Here is a 16,775-nt window from a genome sequence, read left to right as displayed (position 1 = left end):
GTCATGCCTTCTCCCGAGATGTCGTGGATTGTTGTGGCGAGGGCGTCGCTTCGCCGTCGGCAGATGCCGGAAGCCTGACGCGGTAGCCGACCGGCAACAGGCGCAGGCCAAAGCGCTCCTCGATCGTCCCCCACAGGCCGCGCGGCAGGAAAAGCGAGAACAGCACGGCGGTGGCGCCGAGGCCGACCAGGTACCAGACGCCGGTGCCGCCGAACCAGGTCTCGATGAGGAAGAACACCAGCGCGCCCAAAATGGCGCCCTCGAACGTGCCGATGCCGCCGACCAGCACCATGAAGATCATGTAGGCGGTCCACTGCACGTTGAAATAGGTCTTCGGCTGGAAGGTGATGGAGGTTGCCAGCCACAGCGCGCCGGCAATGCCGATGCCGAAGGCGGCAAGCACGAACAGCAGTCGCTTGGTGCCGGTGACGCGCACGCCGACGGAGGCAGCAGCATCCTCATTGTCGCGGATCGCGCGGATCGCGGCACCTGTGCTGCCGCGCAGCAGGCCAAACAGGATCGCGAGCAGCGCGGTCATCGAGGCCAGCGCTAGCCAGTAGATGACAGCCCGCCTGGTGCCGGCGTCATAGACATTGAGCGAGATCAGCGACGTGCCGGTTTCGCCCTGCACCAGCCGGTCGAGATTGACCAGCAGATGTGTCAGCGCCGCGATCACCCACATGCCGATGGCGAACTCGCCGTTCCGCAGCCGCAGCATGAACAGCGACAGCGGCCAGGAGATCGCGCCGACAATGATCGCCGAAACGAATAGCGAGGCGAAAGGATTGAGGCCGGCATCGGCGAGCCGGATGGCGAAATACGCGCCCAGTCCGAAGAACACTTGCTGCCCGACCGAGACCAGGCCGCCGAAGCCGGCCAGCGCATTCCACATCGCCGCCAGGATCACATAGATGAACAGCGCCGTCATCCGGTCGACCGCGCCGGCCGACAGGAACTGCGGTGCGATCGCGAGCAGCGCGATGATGACGACGACAGCCACTGCTGCAATCCGCGACGTCGCCGTACCGCGCTCGATGACCGGCGAGGACGAAACGGCGCTCATGACGCGCTCCGGGACGGCAGGCGCAACAGGCCGCGCAGGCCAAGGCCTGATGTCGACAGCCGCACGAACAGCACGACGAGGAACACGGCATGGCCGCCGATCAGAAAGCCCTGCGGATGCACTTGCGCGCCGAGTGTCTGGGCGAGCGCCAGCACGATGCCGCCGATCAGCGTTCCCCACAGTGAACCGGCGCCGCCGATCACCGCCGCCTCGAAGGCAAACAGCAATTGCGGCGCGCCTGCATAGGGATCGAAGGTAGCGCGCATGCCGAGGAAGGCGCCGGCAAGGCCGACCGTGACCATGGCGATGGCCGCGGCAATGGCGTTGGCGCGGCGCGCATCGACCCCGACCAGTCCGGCTGTATCGGGGTCTTCCGAAGTGGCGCGGATCGAGCGGCCAAGCCTGGTGCGGGTGAGGAAAAGCTGCAGCCCGCCGAGCAGGATCACGGCGGTGGCGAACATGATGACGGCGAGCTTGCCGACATAGATGCTGCCCGGCCATTCCCAGGAATCATAGGACAGGCTGCCGATATAGGGCGCCAGCGAACGCGTGTCGGCGCCGAACTGCTCGAACAGCATGTTGTCGATGACGATGGCCAGCCCAAACGTGGTCAGGATCGGCAGCAGCGCCCCGCCGCGCGCGCTGCGTTCGAGCAGGAAGCGCTGCAACGCCCAACCAATCGCCGCCATCAAAGGCAGCACGATGAGCAGGCCGAGAAATGGCGAGATATGGAACCGCGAGGCGAGCCACCACAGCGCGTAGGCAGCGAACACGGCAAGGCTGCCATGGGCGAGGTTGATGATCCGCATCACCGAAAACATGAAGGACAGGCCGCAGGCGATCAGCGCATAGTAGCCGCCAAGCAGGATGCCCTGGATGATCTGGTTGCTCATGCCGGAACGCTCCCGGTGCCTTTCCGGTGCAGGCCGAAATAGGCTTTTGTCACATCGTCGCGCGAAACCTGCTTGCTCGGCCCTTCCAGGGCGACGCGCCCTTCGAGCATGCAGATAACCCTGTTGGATACCGAAAGCGCGCGGTTGAGGTCCTGTTCGACGAGGATGATCGTCGTGCCGGAAGCGATCAGTCCCTGAAGGGCTGCATAGACGCGATCGACGATCAGCGGCGACAGACCAAGCGAAACCTCGTCGAGCAGCAGCACGTCGGGATTGCTCATCAGCGCCCGGCCGATCGCGGTTGCCTGCTGCTCGCCGCCCGACAGGTGACCTGTCTTTGCGTGCCGACGCGGCTTCAGATTGGGGAACATCTCGAGCACTCTGTCGACGCTCCAGTCGCCCGGCCGGCCGGCGGTCTTGCCGAGCAGAAGGTTCTCTTCGACCGTCATCTGCACGAACAGTTTTCGGCCCTCCGGCACCAGCGCGATGCCCATGCCGACGCGTCTATGCGACGGCACATCGTTGAGGTCGGCGCCGTCCAGCAGCACGCGGCCGGCCGCCGGCTGGTGCGCGCCGGCGATTGCCCTGAGCAGCGTCGTCTTGCCGGCGCCGTTGGCGCCGACCAGCGCCAGTGTCTCGCCGCGCTCGACAGAGAAGCTCACGCCGCGCACCGCCTGCAGCAGGCCGTGCCGGACAACCAGGTTCTCGACCGACAGCAGGCTCATTTCGGGCCTCCGCCGAGATAAGCGCGCACGACCTCGGGATCGGCCATGACGGCCTGCGGCTCGCCATCGGCGATGATTTTTCCCGCATCCATGCAGATCAGCCGTTCGGCCACCTGCAGCAGGATGTGGACGATGTGCTCGATCCAGACGACGCCGATCTTGCGCCGGCGCAATTCCTTGATCGTGTCGACAAGTTCGCTGGCTTCGCCGTCGGTCAGCCCGCCGCCGATCTCGTCCAGCAGCAGTAGCGTCGGTCGCGCGGCAAGTGCCCGTGCCAGTTCCAGCCGCTTGCGGTCGAGCAGGCCGAGCGTCTCGGCGCGCCGGTTGGCAACGCCCAGCATGCCGCACAGTTTCAGCGAACCAAGCGCCTCCTCATAGGCCTCGTCGCGGCCAAGGCCGGCACCATGCGAGGCGGCGACGAAGACATTCTCGAAAGTGGTCATGCCGCTGAATGGTTTGGGCACCTGATGCGTGCGCACCAGGCCGAGCCGGCAGCGCTGCGTCGCCGGCAAGGCCGTCACGTCACCACCCTTGAAGCTGACCGTGCCCGAGCTTGGCGGAAAGGCGCCCGAAAGCACGCTGAGCAGAGTGGTCTTGCCGGCGCCGTTCGGGCCGACAATGCCGACCGCTTCGTCGGCCGCCATGGCGAAATCGACCGCATCCAGCACCACAAGCGCGCCGAAGCGCTTGTGGATGCCGGCAGCGGCGAGAACAGCCTGTTGTTGCGGATGGGTCACCAGACGGTCCTCGTCAGCGGTCCATCAGCCGTTGTAAGGCAGAAGCTTGGCTTCGACGGGCACCTTCGGGTCGGTGGCGTTCTCGGTCACCACATAGTCGAGCGGGAATTTGCTGCCTTCCTTGGCGGCCACCCACTGCGTGCCGATGATCGGACCTGGCGACACATTGGCCACCGGGCCGTTGGTGAAATCGACCTTGCCGATCATGGTCTCGGTCTTCAGCGTGCTTAGCGCCTTGGCCACGGCCGCCTTGTCCTTGGCGTCGGTGCTGGCCTTCAGCGCTTCGAAGCCGGCGTCGAGAAGCGACATCGAGGCGCCGAGCTGCTGCGTCCACTGCTTGCCGCTCGCCGCCTCATAGCCGTCGGCCAGCTCCGTGCCCGAAACGCCGGTCAGCGGCGACTTGTAGGGGAAGGCCTTGTGCCAGTAGGCGGCGCTCGAAATCTTTATGCCGAGATCGCCGAGCGCCTCGATGTCGGACGGGAACAGCCCGGTCTTGGCGACCTGGCAGATCTTGATCTGCTTGATCAGCCCCTGCTGCGCCGCCTGGCGCCAGAACGCGGCAAAGTCAGGCGGGATCGGGAAGGAGTTGAAGATCTCGACACCCTCCTGCTTGAACAGCGCGATCTGCGAGGAATAGTCGGTGGTGCCGGTCTCGTAGGCACCCGGATCGACAATCGTAAAACCCTGCTTGGCCAGCAGCGGCGCCAGATTGGCACGGATGGCGTTGCCATCGGCGTCGTTGGGATACATGACGCCGACCTTCTTGTTGGTCTCGATCAGGTTCCATTGCGAGATGTAGGTCTTGAAGAATTCGCCGACGCCGAAGCCGAAATGATAGGTCCATTTGAACGGCGAGGGCGCGCCCGGCTTGGCGCCACGGCCGAAATACCAGGCTTCCCAGGGCATCACCGTCGACAGGCACGGCACGCCGGCGGCCTCGCAGGCGTCGGCCACCGGATTGATCACCTCCGGCGTCGAGACCGCCAGCATCAGGTCGATGGCCTGGTTGTTGATCAGGTCCTTGGCGAGTTGGCCCGCGCGGGAGGGATCCGATTGCGTATCCTGGTCGAGGATTTCCACACTGTATTTCTTGCCGCCGATCTCAAGACCGCCGGCCAGCGCCTTGCGCGCCAGATCCAGCACGTAGCCGTCGGTCTGGCCGAAACCGGCCAGCGGCCCGGTGCGCGGACTGACGAAGCCGACCTTGAGCGTGTCGCCGGCTTGCGCGAAGGCCTTGCGGCCGCCAAGCGCGAGCGCCGCGCCGCCGGCAATCGAGGTGGCGATGAACTGGCGCCGCGAAATACCGCGAATACTGGATTTGCTGCCGATAGAATAGGTCATGCGTTCCTCCCTCTGTGGCTCCTCCATTGGCACAGTGCACCAGCGTTTTGGTTCGGTAAAATGATATTTTGCGGTGTTTCATTAACCCCAGGGTTATGAGATTCGCGATCAGGGACCGAGCCGGTTTGAATGGCCTAACACTCATTTGCCCGGTCTGGCCGCCTCGCGAATGGTTTGCAGCAGGATGGTGAAAGCGGGCGAGGGGGCGGTGTCCGTGCGCATCGTCAGGCCGACCGGTCCCTTGGTTTCGTCGGTGTCGACCGGCAAGGCGACGAAAGTGCCGCTGGCGATTTCGTTGGCGACGACGCCGGCCGAAATGATCCACACCGCATTGCTCTGCCGCATGAAGGAGCGGCCAAACGAATCCGAGACGGTTTCGATCTCGGTGGCCGGCGCGGTCATGCCGTTGGTGATGAACAGGCGGTCGACAAAGGGACGGATCACGGACTCCCGGGTCGGCATCAGCACCGGGAATTCGTCAAGCCTGGCGAAGATGTCCGCCTCCGGCTCCAGCAGCGGATGTCCGGCCCGCACCACGAACAGCACCTGTTCGGAATAGAGGTGCTCGAAGAAGAATCCGGTCATGTTTTCGGGCGCCGCCAGCCGTCCGACGACGAGATCGAGTGCTCCGGTGCGCAACTGCTCGAGCAGCACGGCATTCTCGCCGGTGACGATCTTGATCGCGGCGCCGGTGTTTTCCCCGAGGAACAGGCTCATGGCCTTCGGCATGACCTTTGCCGACACTGTCGGCAGCGCTCCGATGCGGATCGGATGGCGATTGATGGCGCCGTCCTGGCGAACGGAATCGACGCCGCGCTTCAAAGCCGTAATCGCCGAGCCGGCATGGCCAAGAAAGATCTCGCCAAGCCTTGTGACGCGGATGCCTCGCCCGTCACGCTCGACAACGGCGACACCGAGCGCCTCTTCCAGTTCACGCAGGGTCTTGGTCACCGCCGGCGCGCTGACATGCAGGAAGTCGGCAGCGCGAGCCACGCTTCCCTGCCGCGCGACCTCCAGGAATGCCTGCAGGTGACGGAAGCGGATGCGGCTCTCGGACATGGATCTGATAACCCCTGAGTTAATGAAACGGCGCAAAATATCATTTTACCGAACCAAATGCCTTGTGCAATGTGGGGGCGGAGGATCGAAATCGTGCCATTCGTCACCATCGGCGGCATCACGCTGCATCACCGCCACGTCAAGGCGACCGGCAATGCGCGCACGGTCATATTCATCAATTCGCTTGGCACCGATTTCCGCATCTGGGACGAGATCGTCTCGGCGCTTGATGGCGAGATGCCCTTGCTGGTCTACGACAAGCGCGGCCATGGGCTGTCCGATATCGGCGACATCAGGTCGATCGACGATCATGTCGACGATCTCTCGACGCTCATCGATCATTTCGGGCTGGAGAGGGTGGTGCTGTGCGGCCTGTCGGTCGGCGGCATGATCGCGCAAGGGCTCTATGCCAGGCGGCCGGAGATCGTCGAGGCGATGATCCTGTGCGACACGGCTCACAAGATCGGCACCAACGAGAGCTGGAACACCCGCATCGCAACGGTCAAAAGCAAGGGCATCCAGGCCATTGCCGATGGCGTGCTCAAAGTGTGGTTCACCCCCGCCTTCCACACCGCACGGGTGGCCGAACTGGACGGCTATTGGAACATGATGACCCGGCAGGCTGTCGCCGGTTACATCGGGACGTGTGCAGCGGTTCGCGACGCGGATTTCACCGACGCAGCACGCCGCATCGCCGTACCGACGCTTTGCATCGCCGGCGACCAGGACGGCTCGACCCCGCCCGCTCTTGTCCGCTCGCTGGCCGATCTGATCCCCGGCGCGCGTTTCGAGATCATCCGCGACGCCGGGCATATTCCTTGCGTCGAACAGCCTGAAGCGCTCACCACCCTGATCCGCGATTTTGTCGCATCGCTTGCCTCTGGAGCACAAACCCATGGATGAAGTCCCCGGCAACGCTGCCAGATATCGCACCGGCCTCGGCGTGCGGCGCGCGGTGCTCGGCGACCGCCATGTCGACCGGGCCGAGGTCACCGCCACCGATTTCGACCAGCCTTTCCAGGAGCTGATCACCGAGGCCGCCTGGGGAACGGTGTGGGCGCGGCCGGGTCTCAGCAAGCGCGAGCGCTCGATCGTCACGCTGGCGCTGCTGGCCGCACTCGGCCATGATGAGGAGGTCGCCCTGCATGTGCGCGCCACCGCCAACACCGGTGCGACGCGTGAGGATATCTGCGAGGCGTTCCTGCATGTCGCCATCTATGCCGGCGTGCCGGCCGCCAACCGTGCCTTCAGAATAGCCAAGGACGTGTTTTCGGAAATGGACGGAGCCGACAATGCCAGCTGAGTCCGGCTCGAACCGGAGGCCCGAGACCAGCGCCTTCTTCCAGCGCGACCGGACATGGCATCCGCCGGCACTGACGCCGGGCTACAAGAGTTCGGTGCTGCGCTCGCCGCAGAAGGCGCTTTTGTCCTTCGACAACACGCTGTCGGAAATAGCCGGACCGGTTTTCGGCCACGCCATGCTTGGCGAACTCGACGCCGATCTCATCCACAATTTCGCCAGGCCAGGCGAGAGCGCCATCGGCGAGCGCATCATCGTCCACGGGCGGGTGCTCGATGAGCGCGGCGTTGGTGTTCCCGGCGTGCTCATCGAATTCTGGCAGGCCAATGCCGGCGGCCGCTACCGCCACAAGAAGGACGGCTATCTGGCCCCGCTCGACCCGAATTTCGGCGGCTGCGGCCGCACCATCACCGATGAGCACGGCTTCTATGCCTTCCGCACCGTCAAGCCCGGCCCCTATCCCTGGCCGAACGGGCCCAATGACTGGCGCCCGGCGCATATCCATTTCTCGGTTTTCGGTCATGGCTTTGCTCAGCGGTTGATCACGCAGATGTATTTCGAAGGCGATCCGCTGATCTGGAAGTGCCCGATCGTTCGCGGCATCGCCGACAAGGCGGCCATCGAGGCGCTGACGGCCAGCCTCGACACGCAGGCGACGATCCCGATGGACGCGCTCGCCTACAAGTTCGACATCGTGCTGCGCGGGCGTCGTTCGTCGCTGTTCGAAAACCGGCTGGAGGGCAATTGATGGCCCAGTCGCTCGACCGGCTGAAGGAGAGCCCCTCGCAGACTGCGGGACCTTATGTCCATATCGGGCTGACGCCGAATTTCTGCGGCATCGGCGGCGTTTATGCGAGTGATCTCGGCACGACCATGGTCAACGACAAGACCAAAGGCGAGCGCATCGGCCTGCGTATCCGGGTGCTCGACGGCACCGGCACGCCGCTCAAGGATGCGCTGATCGAGATCTGGCAGGGTGATGCGGACGGGCTCTACAATTCGCCGGCCGAATTGCGCGGCACCGCCGATCCGAACTTTTTCGGCTGGGGCCGTTGCCCGACAGACATGGAAACAGGCGTCTGCTCCTTCGAGACGATCAAGCCGGGCCGCGTGCCGTTCAGAGATGGCAGCCTGATGGCGCCGCACATCACGCTCTGGATCGTCGCGCGCGGCATCAATCTCGGCCTGCACACGCGACTCTATTTTTCCGATGAGGAAAAGGCCAATTCGCAAGATCCGATCCTGGCGCGCATCGAGCACCACATCCGCGTGCCGACGCTGATCGCCGAGCGCCAGGGCGACACTTACGTCTTCGACGTCCATCTCCAGGGGGAGAAGGAAACGGTCTTCTTCGACAGCTGATGGTCAGGAGGAGCAGGACATGACCGTATCGCCCTTCGACCATCCGTTACTTTCCGCCCTTCTTGGCGACGAGGAAGCATCAAGGCATTTTTCCGTCGACGCGGAAATAGAGGCGATGCTGGCCTTCGAACACGCGTTGGCCGAAGCGGAGGCGGAAAACGGCATCATCACCAGGGATGCGTCGACAGCGATCGTGTCGGCACTGGCTTCGTTCCGGCCAGACACCGCCCTGCTCAGGGCTGGCGTCGCCAGGGACGGCGTCATGGTGCCGGAACTGGTGCGCCAGATCAGGGCTGCCGTGGGCGAACCGCATGGCCAGCAAGTGCATTTCGGCGCGACCAGCCAGGATGTCATCGATACCGGCCTGATACTCCGGCTGAAATCCGTCGTCGAGCATCTCGGCCTGTTGCTGACCGAGATCATCATACGCCTCGCCTCGCTCGAAGAGCGCTTCGGGGGAGGGCGCTGACCGGCATGACGCGCATGCAACCAGCAATTCCGATCAAGGTGGCGGATCGTGTGACGGCGTGGCGGGCACCGCTACAGCGACATCAGGAAAGACTGTCGGAACAATCGCGGCGCCTGCTCGTGGTGCAGTTCGGCGGTGCTGCCGGCACGCTGGAAAAGCTTGGTGGCAAGGGGCCGGCGGTGCGTGCCGCACTTGCCGAAAAACTCGGCCTAGGCGATGCGCCGCAATGGCAAAGCCAGCGCGACGCGCTCGCCGACTTCGCCGGCTGGCTGTCGCTGCTGACCGGCAGCCTCGGCAAATTCGGCCAGGACATTGCGCTGATGGCGATGGCTGGAACCGACATCGCGCTTTCCGGCGGTGGCGGCTCGTCAGCCATGCCGCACAAGCACAACCCGGTGAAGGCCGAAGCGCTGGTGGCGCTTGCCCGCTTCAACGCCACGCAGCTTTCCGGCATGCACCAGGCGCTGGTGCATGAGCAGGAGCGGTCTGGCGCGGCGTGGACACTGGAATGGCTGCTGCTGCCGCAGATGGTCGTCGCCGCCGCCGCATCGCTGCGCCTCGCCGCCGAACTGGCCGCGCAGGTCGAAAGCCTCGGCCACTGATGCGCACCCAGGTCGCCATTATCGGGTCCGGACCGTCCGGCCTGCTGCTCGGGCAGCTTCTGGCCGGCATCGGTGTTGAGACAATCATTCTGGAACGCTCGAGCCGCGATCACGTGCTTGGCCGCGTGCGGGCAGGGGTGCTCGAACAGGGCACGGTCGAATTGCTGGAAGAAGCTGGTGCTGCCGCAAGGCTGCATGCCGAAGGGCTGCCGCATTCCGGCATTTCGCTCGCCTTCGACGGGCGCCTGCACCGCATCGATCTCGCGGCGCTAACCGGCGGCAAGCATGTCACCGTCTACGGCCAGACCGAAGTGACGCATGATTTGATGGACAAGCGCGAGGCGGCAGGGCTCGTCACCGTCTACGAGGCCGTTAATGTCGCGCTGCACGATTTCGACGGCGGCACACCTTTCGTCACCTACGACAAGGACGGCATCAGCCTTCGTATCGATTGCGACTTCATTGCCGGCTGCGACGGCTATCACGGCGTCAGCCGCAGGTCGGTACCTGAGGGCTCACTGAAAACCTTCGAGCGGCAGTATCCGTTCGGCTGGCTCGGCGTGCTGGCCGAGGTGCCGCCGGCCGATCACGAACTGGTCTACGCCAATCATGAGCGGGGCTTTGCGCTGTGCTCGATGCGCTCGACGCATCGCAGCCGCTACTATGTGCAATGCCCGCAGGACGATCGTGTCGAGGCGTGGTCGGACGACCGCTTCTGGGATGAGTTGCGCCGCCGCTTGCCGGAACAGACGGCGGCAAGCGTCACCACCGGGCCGTCCTTCGAGAAGTCGATCGCGCCTTTGCGCTCCTTCGTTGCCGAGCCGATGCGCTTCGGCCGGCTGTTCCTGGTCGGCGACGCCGCCCACATCGTGCCGCCGACCGGCGCCAAGGGCCTCAACCTGGCCGCCAGCGACGTGCGCTATCTCTTTGCCGGTTTTCGCGATTACTACCGCGACAAGTCCACCGTTGGCATCGACACCTATTCAGCCAAGGCGCTGGCGCGGGTGTGGAAGGCAGTCCGTTTTTCCTGGTGGATGACGACCATGCTGCACCGCTTTCCCGACACCGGCGACTTCGGCCAGCGCATCCAGGAAGCCGAACTCGACTATCTCGTGCATTCGCAGGCCGCATCGACCGCGCTCGCCGAGAACTATGTTGGGTTGCCTTACTGACCGGCGGCAAGCAATCCGGCGGCTACCGTCCCAGCAGATTGCGCTCGACGGTTCTCAGATGCGCCAGCATGGCCTGGCTGGCGCTTTCGGGATCGCGCCGCAGCAGCGCGTCGAGGACGGTCTGGTGTTCGCTGCAATAGATGCCGCGGCGCTCCTCGGAAAAGGAGCGCTTCTTCATTTCGAACCATGGCGCCTGATTTCGCAGGATGCGCATCAGATTGTGGATCTCCTTGAGGAAGTCGTTGCGTGAACAGGCGAAGATGCGGTGGTGGAACTCCGCGTCCCAATGCTCGAAGGTCGGCATGTCCTGAGACTCCGAAGCGATCTTGTGCGCCTCGCGCACGGCGTTGAGCTCCATGGCGCTGGCATTGGTGGCGGCGAAGGCCGCCGCCGCCGGCTCCAGCAACTGCCTGATCTCCATCATGTCGGCCGGGCTGGTGCCTTCCATCCGGCCGACAACCGCCGCCATCGAAGCGGGGTTGGTGGTGGTCAGGAACGTGCCGCGTCCGACATGCCGCACGACGGTGCCGTCATCCTCGAGGAAGGAGACGGCGCGCCGCACCGTGTTGCGCGCCACGCCGAATTCGCTCGCCAGGTCGCGCTCCGGCGGCATGCGGCCATTCTCGATCCATTCGCCTGATGAAATGCGTTTCTTCAGCGCGGTGGCGATATCGTTGGCGACGAGCTTTGGCATGTCTGGCAACTTTTATCTGATCCGATACTGAACCATTGATAGCAGCTTCAGCTACCCTCGTCCACCGCATGGCGTTCTTCGACATCCTATGAAGCGGCAGGGATGGCGATCGAATCCTTTTTGGTATGACCAGCCTAGATTCCTCTTGCGGGCTAAACCAATCGGCGATAGCGTGTAACAAAAGAGCGAATAATTGGCTCAATATTGGTTCAGGGAGGAACTGGATGCGGGTCGCGACTTTTTCGATCGCCGGTGAGCGTCGCGTGGGTCTCGTCGACCTCGATGCCCAGGCTATCGCCCCTTTCGATTTTACCGTCGACCAGGCCAGATCAGGCATTCTGGCATTGATCGAGCGCAACGGCGCCGGTCTGCCGCGCACGCTGTCGCCGATCCCGCTGGCGCAGGTCGAGATCGAAGCGCCGATCCCGCAGCCGCGCCGCAACATCTTTTGCGTCGGCAAGAACTATCACGAGCATGCGCATGAGTTTGCCCGCAGCGGTTTCGATTCCAGCGCCGGTGCCGGGGCCATCCCAAAACATCCGATCATCTTTTCCAAAGTGCCTGAATCGGTCGTCGCCAACCACGCCAGCGTGCTGATCGACCCCTCCGTCTCGACGGCGATAGACTACGAGGCGGAACTGGCGGTGATCATCGGCAAGGGCGGGCGCGGCATTTCGAAGGAGAATGCGCTCGACCACGTCTGGGGCTACACCATCGTCAACGATGTCACGGCGCGCGACCTGCAGGGAAAATACAGCCAGTGGCTGATCGGCAAATCGCAGGACACGTTCTGCCCGATGGGGCCGTGGGCGGTGACCCGGGACGAACTCGATCTGGCGACTGCCGGCATCCGCTGTTTCGTCAACGAGGATCTGCGCCAGAATTCGCAGATATCGCTGCTCATCTTCGACATCCCGACCATCATCGCCACGCTGTCGCAAGGCATCACACTGAAGCCCGGCGACATCATCGCCACCGGCACGCCGGTCGGCGTCGGCATCGGTTTTGACCCGCCGAAATACCTCAAGGCCGGCGACGTCGTGCGCATAGAGATCGACGGCATCGGCACGCTGGAAAACCGCTTCGCGGAGCATGCGCAATGACCACGGTGACGGTTGGCCAGGTCGTTGCGGAAGTCGTCGGCGAAGGCACGGCCGTGGTGATGATCCACGGTCTCGGCGGCACATCCAATATGTTCCAGCCGCAGATGGCGGCGCTGTCCGGCTATCGCATCATCCGGCTCGATTTGCCGGGCTCCGGCCGTTCGCCACGCCCGATCGAACCGCTGACCATCGAGGGGATAAGCGAGGCGGTGATCCACGCCATGGACGGCATGGGGGTCATATCAGCACATTTCGTCGGTCATTCGATGGGCACCATCGTCTGCCAGCAGATCGCCGCGACGCAGCCATCGTTGGTTAAATCGCTGATCCTGTTTGGTGCGCTGGCGGAACCGGCCGAAGCAACCAGGCAAGGCCTCGCCAATCGGGCACGGCTGGCGCGCTCGGGCGGCATTGCCGACATCGCCGACCAGATCGTGGCCAATGCGATCTCGGCGCATACGAGGGAAACCTCGCCTGCCGCCGTCGCCTTCGTGCGGGAATCGATCACCGGGCAGGATCCGGAATCCTATGCCCGCACCTGCGAGGCGCTGGCCAAGGCGACCGCTGTCGATGCGCGCCGGATCTTGGCGCCGACGCTATTGGTCACGGGCGATGCCGACACGGTCAATCCGGCTGGTGTCGGGCAGGCGCTGGCCGACAAGATCAAGGGAGCCATATTCTCGTCGCTGGATCGGTGCGGGCACTGGGCCACGGTGGAAAGCCCGCGTGAAAGCAGCCAGAAGCTCGCCGATTTTTTGAGACGGGTTGATAGGTGAGGATTTCAGATCGGGCGTAGAACTATGCGCTCGGCAAGTTGGGAGGCTTGTGATGGCAGACGACAGTTGGAACGGCAACGGTTCGGGCAGCACGCTGTTCACCAATGTGCGCGTGCTCGACGCCACGGGTGAATATCCCTACACCGGCGAGGTGCTGGTGCAGGGCAACCGCATCAAGCAGATCACCAAGGGCTCGTCGCGCTTTGGCTCGTCCTCGTCGACCTCCTACAGCGGTGGTGCAACCGTCATCGACGGCATGGGCGCGACGCTGATGCCCGGCATGATCGATGCGCATCTGCATCTGTCCTGGAACAACGCCCCCGGCATCGATCCCATCCAGATGATGGAAGTCGAGGAGCATATGCTGGTCACCATGGAGATGGCCAAGCTGGTGCTCGACGCCGGCTTCACCGCCGGCCGGGGTGCCGCTGCCGCCAAGCCGCGTCTCGATGTCGTCGCGAAAAAATTCATCAACCAGGGGCGCTTTCCCGGACCGCGCTATCTCGCGGCGGGTCCAGAAATCACCACGGTCGGCGGCCTCGGCGATTCCTCGCCGTCGCACATACCGCATGAAGGTCTCAATCTCGGCATCGTCGTTTCCGGTCCTGAGGAAATCCGCCGCACCGTGCGCCAGCTGATCAAATACGGCGTCGATTCGATAAAACTCAATTTGTCGGGCGAGAGCATCACCGGGATGGGCGCCGAAGAGACGCCGATGTCGGAAGAGGAGGTCGCCATGGCCGCCTCCGAGGCGCGCTGCCGCAACAAGGTGCTCTCGGCGCATGCGCGCTCGTCCGGCTCGGTCAAGCAATGCGTGCGGCACGGTATCCAGAACATCTACCATGCCTCCTTCGCCGACGAGGAAGCGCTCGACATGCTCGAGGCGGTCAAGGACAAGCATTTCGTCGCGCCCGGCATCGCCTGGCTGATCAACACCGCCCGTCACGCCGAGCAATGGGGCATCAAGCCGGGCTCGCCGCTGTCGCTCGAATATGAGCGCGAGCTCGAAATGTGCATCGACACGATGAAGAAGATGCACCGGCGCGGCATCCGCGTCCTGATCGGCGGCGACTACGGCTTTGCCTGGACGCCGCAAGGCACCAACGCCAAGGACATCCAGACCTTCGTCGAGATGCTCGGCTTCTCGCCGATGGAGGCGATCCAGGCCGGCACGAAGTATGGCGGCCAGATCATGAACATGGGCGACGAGCTCGGCATGATCAAGGAAGGTTACCTCGCCGACATGCTGCTGATCGACGGCGACCCGATCGCCGACGTGCGCATCCTGCAGGACAAGAACCGCATCCTTGCCATCATGAAGGACGGCAAATTCCACAAGGCGCCGCGCATGAATGAGCAGCGCCGGCGGCTGACGGCATGAGCCTGCTCGACCAGCCATCTCAGTCGCTCACAAGCGGCGGCATGACACGCCGGCAGGCCTGGGGCCTCGTCGGCCTGCTTGCCGCCGCCGTCATCGCGTGGCTGGTCTTTGCGGTATGGCCGGATTGGCTGAATGCGATCCTGATCTCGAAAAAGGCCTTCGTCAGCGCCATCCTCAACGGCATCACCCTGGCCGGCCTCTATTTCCTGGTCGCCAGCGGCTTCACGCTGATCTTCGGCCTGATGCGCAACGTCAATCTGGCGCACGGCTCGCTCTATCTGCTCGGCGCCTATATCGGCTATGAGGTCACCAACCGCACCGGCTACTGGCTGCTCGGTGTCGCAGCCGGTTTCGCTGCGCTCGCCATCGTCGGCGTCGTCATGCAGGTTTTCGTTTTCCGCCGCCTCGAAGGCGATGATTTGCGCCAGACCCTGGTTTCGATCGGCATCTCGATCGTCGCCGCCGATTTGATGCTGGCGGTGTGGGCCGGCGGCACCTATCAGATCACCACGCCGGAATGGCTTGACGGTGCCTTGACGCTGCCGATCATCACTGCGGTGCGCTCCAACGGCGCCTCGGTCTTCCTCACCTATCCGCTCTACCGCGTCGTCGTGCTGGCGGCGGCGATCGTCATCGGCGTCGGCCTCTGGCTGATGCTGCACAAAACCCGCGTCGGCATGATGATCCGCGCCGGTGTCGACGATCGCGCCATGCTGCAGGCGTCCGGCGTCAATGTGCATGCGGTGTTCGCCATCGTCTTTGCGGTTGGCGCCGGCCTTGCCGGCTTTGCCGGCGTCGTCGGTGGTTCAGCACTTTCGGTCGCGCCTGGCGAGGATGTCCGCTATCTCCTGGCCTCGCTGGTCGTCGTCATCGTCGGCGGCATGGGTTCGATCACGGGTGCTGCGATCGGCGCGCTGCTGATCGGCCTCGCCGAGCAGATCGGCCTCGTCTACTTCCCGACCTACGGCATCGTGCTGACCTTCGTCATCATGGTGGTGACGCTGGCGGTGCGGCCGCAAGGCATCATGGGGAAGGCAAGATGAGCCTGGCCATCGCCACCACCAGCGCAAATCAGCAGAACTGGCTGGAGAAGCTTGGCGCCGGCCACATCATCCTTGGTGTCGCGCTGGTGCTCTATCCCCTGGTGGCCTCGGATTTCTTCCTGACCCAGATCGGCGGCTATTCCTTGATCTTCGGTATGCTCGGCCTGTCGCTGATGCTGCTCGCCGGCTATGGCGGCATGGTCAGCCTGGCGCAGATCACCGTCGCCGGCATCGCAGCCTACGCCATCGCCATCCTCGGCAACAACAATTCCAACATCCTCGGCTTCGGCTGGCCGTGGTGGCTGGCGGTGCCGTTCGCGCTTGTTGCGGCTGCCCTGGCATCAGCGCTGATCGGCTGGATCTCGGTGCGCACCGAGGGGATCTACACCATCATGATCACGCTGGCGATCGCCACCGCGACCTACTATTTCGCACAGCAGAACTACGCCATCTTCAACGGCCATTCCGGCTATGCCGGCATCCGCGCGCCTGTCTTCTGGGGTCTCAACTGGCGTGATCCCAGACCTTTCTACTATCTCTGCCTGGGCCTGGCCGTGCTGTCCTATGCCGCCGTGCTCTATGGCTCGCGCTCGACCTTCGGCATGACCTTGCAGGCGATCCGAGACAATCCGCGCCGGATGCGTGCGCTGGGCTATCACGTCACCGCACACAAAGTCTTCGCCTGGCTGCTGGCCGGCGTCATTGCCGGCTTGGCGGGCGTGCTGCTGGTCTGGTTCAACGGCCGCGTCTCGCCCGGCACCATCGGCGTCGATGCCGCGATCGACGTGCTGATCATTGCCGTCATCGGCGGCCTTCGCCATCCGATCGGGCCATTTCTCGGCGCGGTCGTCGTTATCCTGATGCAGACCTTCGCCATCGACATCGTCGGCGCCGAGCGGTTCAACACGCTGATCGGCATGGTGTTCCTGGTGATCGTCTTCGTCTCACCGGATGGAATTCTTGGGTTGTGGGGGAGGATCAAGCCACATCTTGTCCAGGAGTCCTTGCGTCCCGGACCGTAGCAACCGGGATGGAATGAACCACTGCAAAATGAA

At 63.9% G+C, this 16,775-nt stretch carries 17 protein-coding genes and 1 pseudogene; 11 read left to right on the top strand and 7 right to left on the bottom strand.

All coding sequences use genetic code 11. The features are described from left to right. Position 1 precedes the first annotated feature (1 nt). The 6 genes from AC56QX_RS30710 to pcaQ form a co-directional block, all read right to left on the bottom strand. The gene (locus tag AC56QX_RS30710; protein ID WP_497112309.1) at positions 2 to 1,063 is read right to left on the bottom strand and encodes a branched-chain amino acid ABC transporter permease; all 1,062 of its coding nucleotides are present in this window, start codon (positions 1,061 to 1,063) and stop codon (positions 2 to 4) included. Continuing rightward, positions 1,060 to 1,956: a branched-chain amino acid ABC transporter permease gene (locus tag AC56QX_RS30705; RefSeq protein ID WP_497112308.1), complete on the bottom strand. Its 897-nt coding sequence runs from the start codon at positions 1,954 to 1,956 to the stop codon at positions 1,060 to 1,062. Before AC56QX_RS30705 ends, AC56QX_RS30710 begins: the two co-directional genes overlap by 4 nt. Continuing rightward, positions 1,953 to 2,681, bottom strand: coding sequence for an ABC transporter ATP-binding protein (locus tag AC56QX_RS30700; protein ID WP_497112306.1), 729 nt, complete (start codon positions 2,679 to 2,681; stop codon positions 1,953 to 1,955). Before AC56QX_RS30700 ends, AC56QX_RS30705 begins: the two co-directional genes overlap by 4 nt. Then, positions 2,678 to 3,325, bottom strand: a complete 648-nt coding sequence (locus AC56QX_RS30695; RefSeq protein WP_497117976.1) for an ABC transporter ATP-binding protein — start codon at positions 3,323 to 3,325, stop codon at positions 2,678 to 2,680. Before AC56QX_RS30695 ends, AC56QX_RS30700 begins: the two co-directional genes overlap by 4 nt. A 117-nt stretch (positions 3,326 to 3,442) precedes the next feature. Next, the gene (locus tag AC56QX_RS30690) at positions 3,443 to 4,759 is read right to left on the bottom strand and encodes an ABC transporter substrate-binding protein (RefSeq protein ID WP_497112304.1); all 1,317 of its coding nucleotides are present in this window, start codon (positions 4,757 to 4,759) and stop codon (positions 3,443 to 3,445) included. A 141-nt stretch (positions 4,760 to 4,900) separates the two neighbouring features. Further along, positions 4,901 to 5,818, bottom strand: a complete 918-nt coding sequence (gene pcaQ / locus AC56QX_RS30685; protein WP_497112302.1) for a pca operon transcription factor PcaQ — start codon at positions 5,816 to 5,818, stop codon at positions 4,901 to 4,903. 93 nt (positions 5,819 to 5,911) lie between these two features. Here pcaQ and pcaD point away from each other — a divergent pair, with 93 nt between their 5' ends. From pcaD to pobA, 6 genes and pseudogenes are all read left to right on the top strand, one after another. Next, positions 5,912 to 6,721, top strand: a complete 810-nt coding sequence (gene pcaD / locus AC56QX_RS30680; protein ID WP_497112301.1) for a 3-oxoadipate enol-lactonase — start codon at positions 5,912 to 5,914, stop codon at positions 6,719 to 6,721. Further along, entirely contained in the window at positions 6,714 to 7,121 is a 408-nt protein-coding gene (gene pcaC, locus AC56QX_RS30675; protein WP_497112299.1) for a 4-carboxymuconolactone decarboxylase, read from the top strand. The genes pcaD and pcaC overlap by 8 nt, the downstream gene beginning before the upstream one ends. Beyond that, positions 7,111 to 7,866, top strand: coding sequence for a protocatechuate 3,4-dioxygenase subunit beta (pcaH, locus tag AC56QX_RS30670; RefSeq protein ID WP_497112298.1), 756 nt, complete (start codon positions 7,111 to 7,113; stop codon positions 7,864 to 7,866). Before pcaC ends, pcaH begins: the two co-directional genes overlap by 11 nt. Next, on the top strand, positions 7,866 to 8,480 hold the full coding sequence (gene pcaG, locus AC56QX_RS30665; RefSeq protein ID WP_497112297.1) for a protocatechuate 3,4-dioxygenase subunit alpha: 615 nt from the start codon (positions 7,866 to 7,868) through the stop codon (positions 8,478 to 8,480). The genes pcaH and pcaG overlap by 1 nt, the downstream gene beginning before the upstream one ends. 19 nt (positions 8,481 to 8,499) lie before the next feature. Beyond that, positions 8,500 to 9,551, top strand: a pseudogene (locus AC56QX_RS30660) (3-carboxy-cis,cis-muconate cycloisomerase). Continuing rightward, positions 9,551 to 10,723 carry a 4-hydroxybenzoate 3-monooxygenase gene (gene pobA, locus AC56QX_RS30655; protein WP_497112296.1) on the top strand — a complete coding sequence of 391 codons (1,173 nt, stop codon included), beginning with the start codon at positions 9,551 to 9,553 and terminating at the stop codon, positions 10,721 to 10,723. The pseudogene AC56QX_RS30660 and the gene pobA overlap by 1 nt, the downstream one beginning before the upstream one ends. 22 nt (positions 10,724 to 10,745) lie before the next feature. On the opposite strand, the gene AC56QX_RS30650 is transcribed toward pobA, so the two are convergent. Further along, positions 10,746 to 11,417: a FadR/GntR family transcriptional regulator gene (locus tag AC56QX_RS30650; protein ID WP_287387672.1), complete on the bottom strand. Its 672-nt coding sequence runs from the start codon at positions 11,415 to 11,417 to the stop codon at positions 10,746 to 10,748. A gap of 224 nt (positions 11,418 to 11,641) precedes the next feature. On the opposite strand from AC56QX_RS30650, the gene AC56QX_RS30645 reads away from it, so the two are divergent. From AC56QX_RS30645 to AC56QX_RS30625, 5 genes are read left to right on the top strand one after another with little or no spacing between them, the layout of a single operon-like run. Then, positions 11,642 to 12,520: a fumarylacetoacetate hydrolase family protein gene (locus AC56QX_RS30645; RefSeq protein ID WP_497112295.1), complete on the top strand. Its 879-nt coding sequence runs from the start codon at positions 11,642 to 11,644 to the stop codon at positions 12,518 to 12,520. After that, entirely contained in the window at positions 12,517 to 13,296 is a 780-nt protein-coding gene (locus AC56QX_RS30640) for an alpha/beta fold hydrolase (RefSeq protein WP_497112294.1), read from the top strand. The genes AC56QX_RS30645 and AC56QX_RS30640 overlap by 4 nt, the downstream gene beginning before the upstream one ends. Before the next feature lie 52 nt (positions 13,297 to 13,348). Then, positions 13,349 to 14,677, top strand: coding sequence for a metal-dependent hydrolase family protein (locus AC56QX_RS30635; RefSeq protein ID WP_497112293.1), 1,329 nt, complete (start codon positions 13,349 to 13,351; stop codon positions 14,675 to 14,677). After that, positions 14,674 to 15,720, top strand: a complete 1,047-nt coding sequence (locus AC56QX_RS30630) for a branched-chain amino acid ABC transporter permease (RefSeq protein WP_497112292.1) — start codon at positions 14,674 to 14,676, stop codon at positions 15,718 to 15,720. The genes AC56QX_RS30635 and AC56QX_RS30630 overlap by 4 nt, the downstream gene beginning before the upstream one ends. Beyond that, positions 15,717 to 16,742 carry a branched-chain amino acid ABC transporter permease gene (locus AC56QX_RS30625; RefSeq protein WP_497112291.1) on the top strand — a complete coding sequence of 342 codons (1,026 nt, stop codon included), beginning with the start codon at positions 15,717 to 15,719 and terminating at the stop codon, positions 16,740 to 16,742. The genes AC56QX_RS30630 and AC56QX_RS30625 overlap by 4 nt, the downstream gene beginning before the upstream one ends. The last annotated feature ends 33 nt before the right edge of the window (positions 16,743 to 16,775 follow it).

Source organism: Mesorhizobium sp. RCAM 06353 (assembly GCF_059683585.1).
The sequence above is the reverse complement of the archived record's forward strand: the minus strand, read 5'-3'. Positions and strand labels throughout refer to the sequence as shown.

What these genes read in the sequence shown, in the direction of transcription:
- AC56QX_RS30710 (WP_497112309.1), bottom strand. Translation starts at nt 1,063, where the DNA reads ATGAGCGCCGTTTCGTCCTCGCCGGTCATCGAGCGCGGTACGGCGACG.
- AC56QX_RS30705 (WP_497112308.1), bottom strand. Translation starts at nt 1,956, where the DNA reads ATGAGCAACCAGATCATCCAGGGCATCCTGCTTGGCGGCTACTATGCG.
- AC56QX_RS30700 (WP_497112306.1), bottom strand. Translation starts at nt 2,681, where the DNA reads ATGAGCCTGCTGTCGGTCGAGAACCTGGTTGTCCGGCACGGCCTGCTG.
- AC56QX_RS30695 (WP_497117976.1), bottom strand. Translation starts at nt 3,325, where the DNA reads ATGGCGGCCGACGAAGCGGTCGGCATTGTCGGCCCGAACGGCGCCGGC.
- AC56QX_RS30690 (WP_497112304.1), bottom strand. Translation starts at nt 4,759, where the DNA reads ATGACCTATTCTATCGGCAGCAAATCCAGTATTCGCGGTATTTCGCGG.
- pcaQ (WP_497112302.1), bottom strand. Translation starts at nt 5,818, where the DNA reads ATGTCCGAGAGCCGCATCCGCTTCCGTCACCTGCAGGCATTCCTGGAG.
- pcaC (WP_497112299.1), top strand. Translation starts at nt 6,714, where the DNA reads ATGGATGAAGTCCCCGGCAACGCTGCCAGATATCGCACCGGCCTCGGC.
- pcaH (WP_497112298.1), top strand. Translation starts at nt 7,111, where the DNA reads ATGCCAGCTGAGTCCGGCTCGAACCGGAGGCCCGAGACCAGCGCCTTC.
- pcaG (WP_497112297.1), top strand. Translation starts at nt 7,866, where the DNA reads ATGGCCCAGTCGCTCGACCGGCTGAAGGAGAGCCCCTCGCAGACTGCG.
- pobA (WP_497112296.1), top strand. Translation starts at nt 9,551, where the DNA reads ATGCGCACCCAGGTCGCCATTATCGGGTCCGGACCGTCCGGCCTGCTG.
- AC56QX_RS30650 (WP_287387672.1), bottom strand. Translation starts at nt 11,417, where the DNA reads ATGCCAAAGCTCGTCGCCAACGATATCGCCACCGCGCTGAAGAAACGC.
- AC56QX_RS30645 (WP_497112295.1), top strand. Translation starts at nt 11,642, where the DNA reads ATGCGGGTCGCGACTTTTTCGATCGCCGGTGAGCGTCGCGTGGGTCTC.
- AC56QX_RS30640 (WP_497112294.1), top strand. Translation starts at nt 12,517, where the DNA reads ATGACCACGGTGACGGTTGGCCAGGTCGTTGCGGAAGTCGTCGGCGAA.
- AC56QX_RS30635 (WP_497112293.1), top strand. Translation starts at nt 13,349, where the DNA reads ATGGCAGACGACAGTTGGAACGGCAACGGTTCGGGCAGCACGCTGTTC.
- AC56QX_RS30630 (WP_497112292.1), top strand. Translation starts at nt 14,674, where the DNA reads ATGAGCCTGCTCGACCAGCCATCTCAGTCGCTCACAAGCGGCGGCATG.
- AC56QX_RS30625 (WP_497112291.1), top strand. Translation starts at nt 15,717, where the DNA reads ATGAGCCTGGCCATCGCCACCACCAGCGCAAATCAGCAGAACTGGCTG.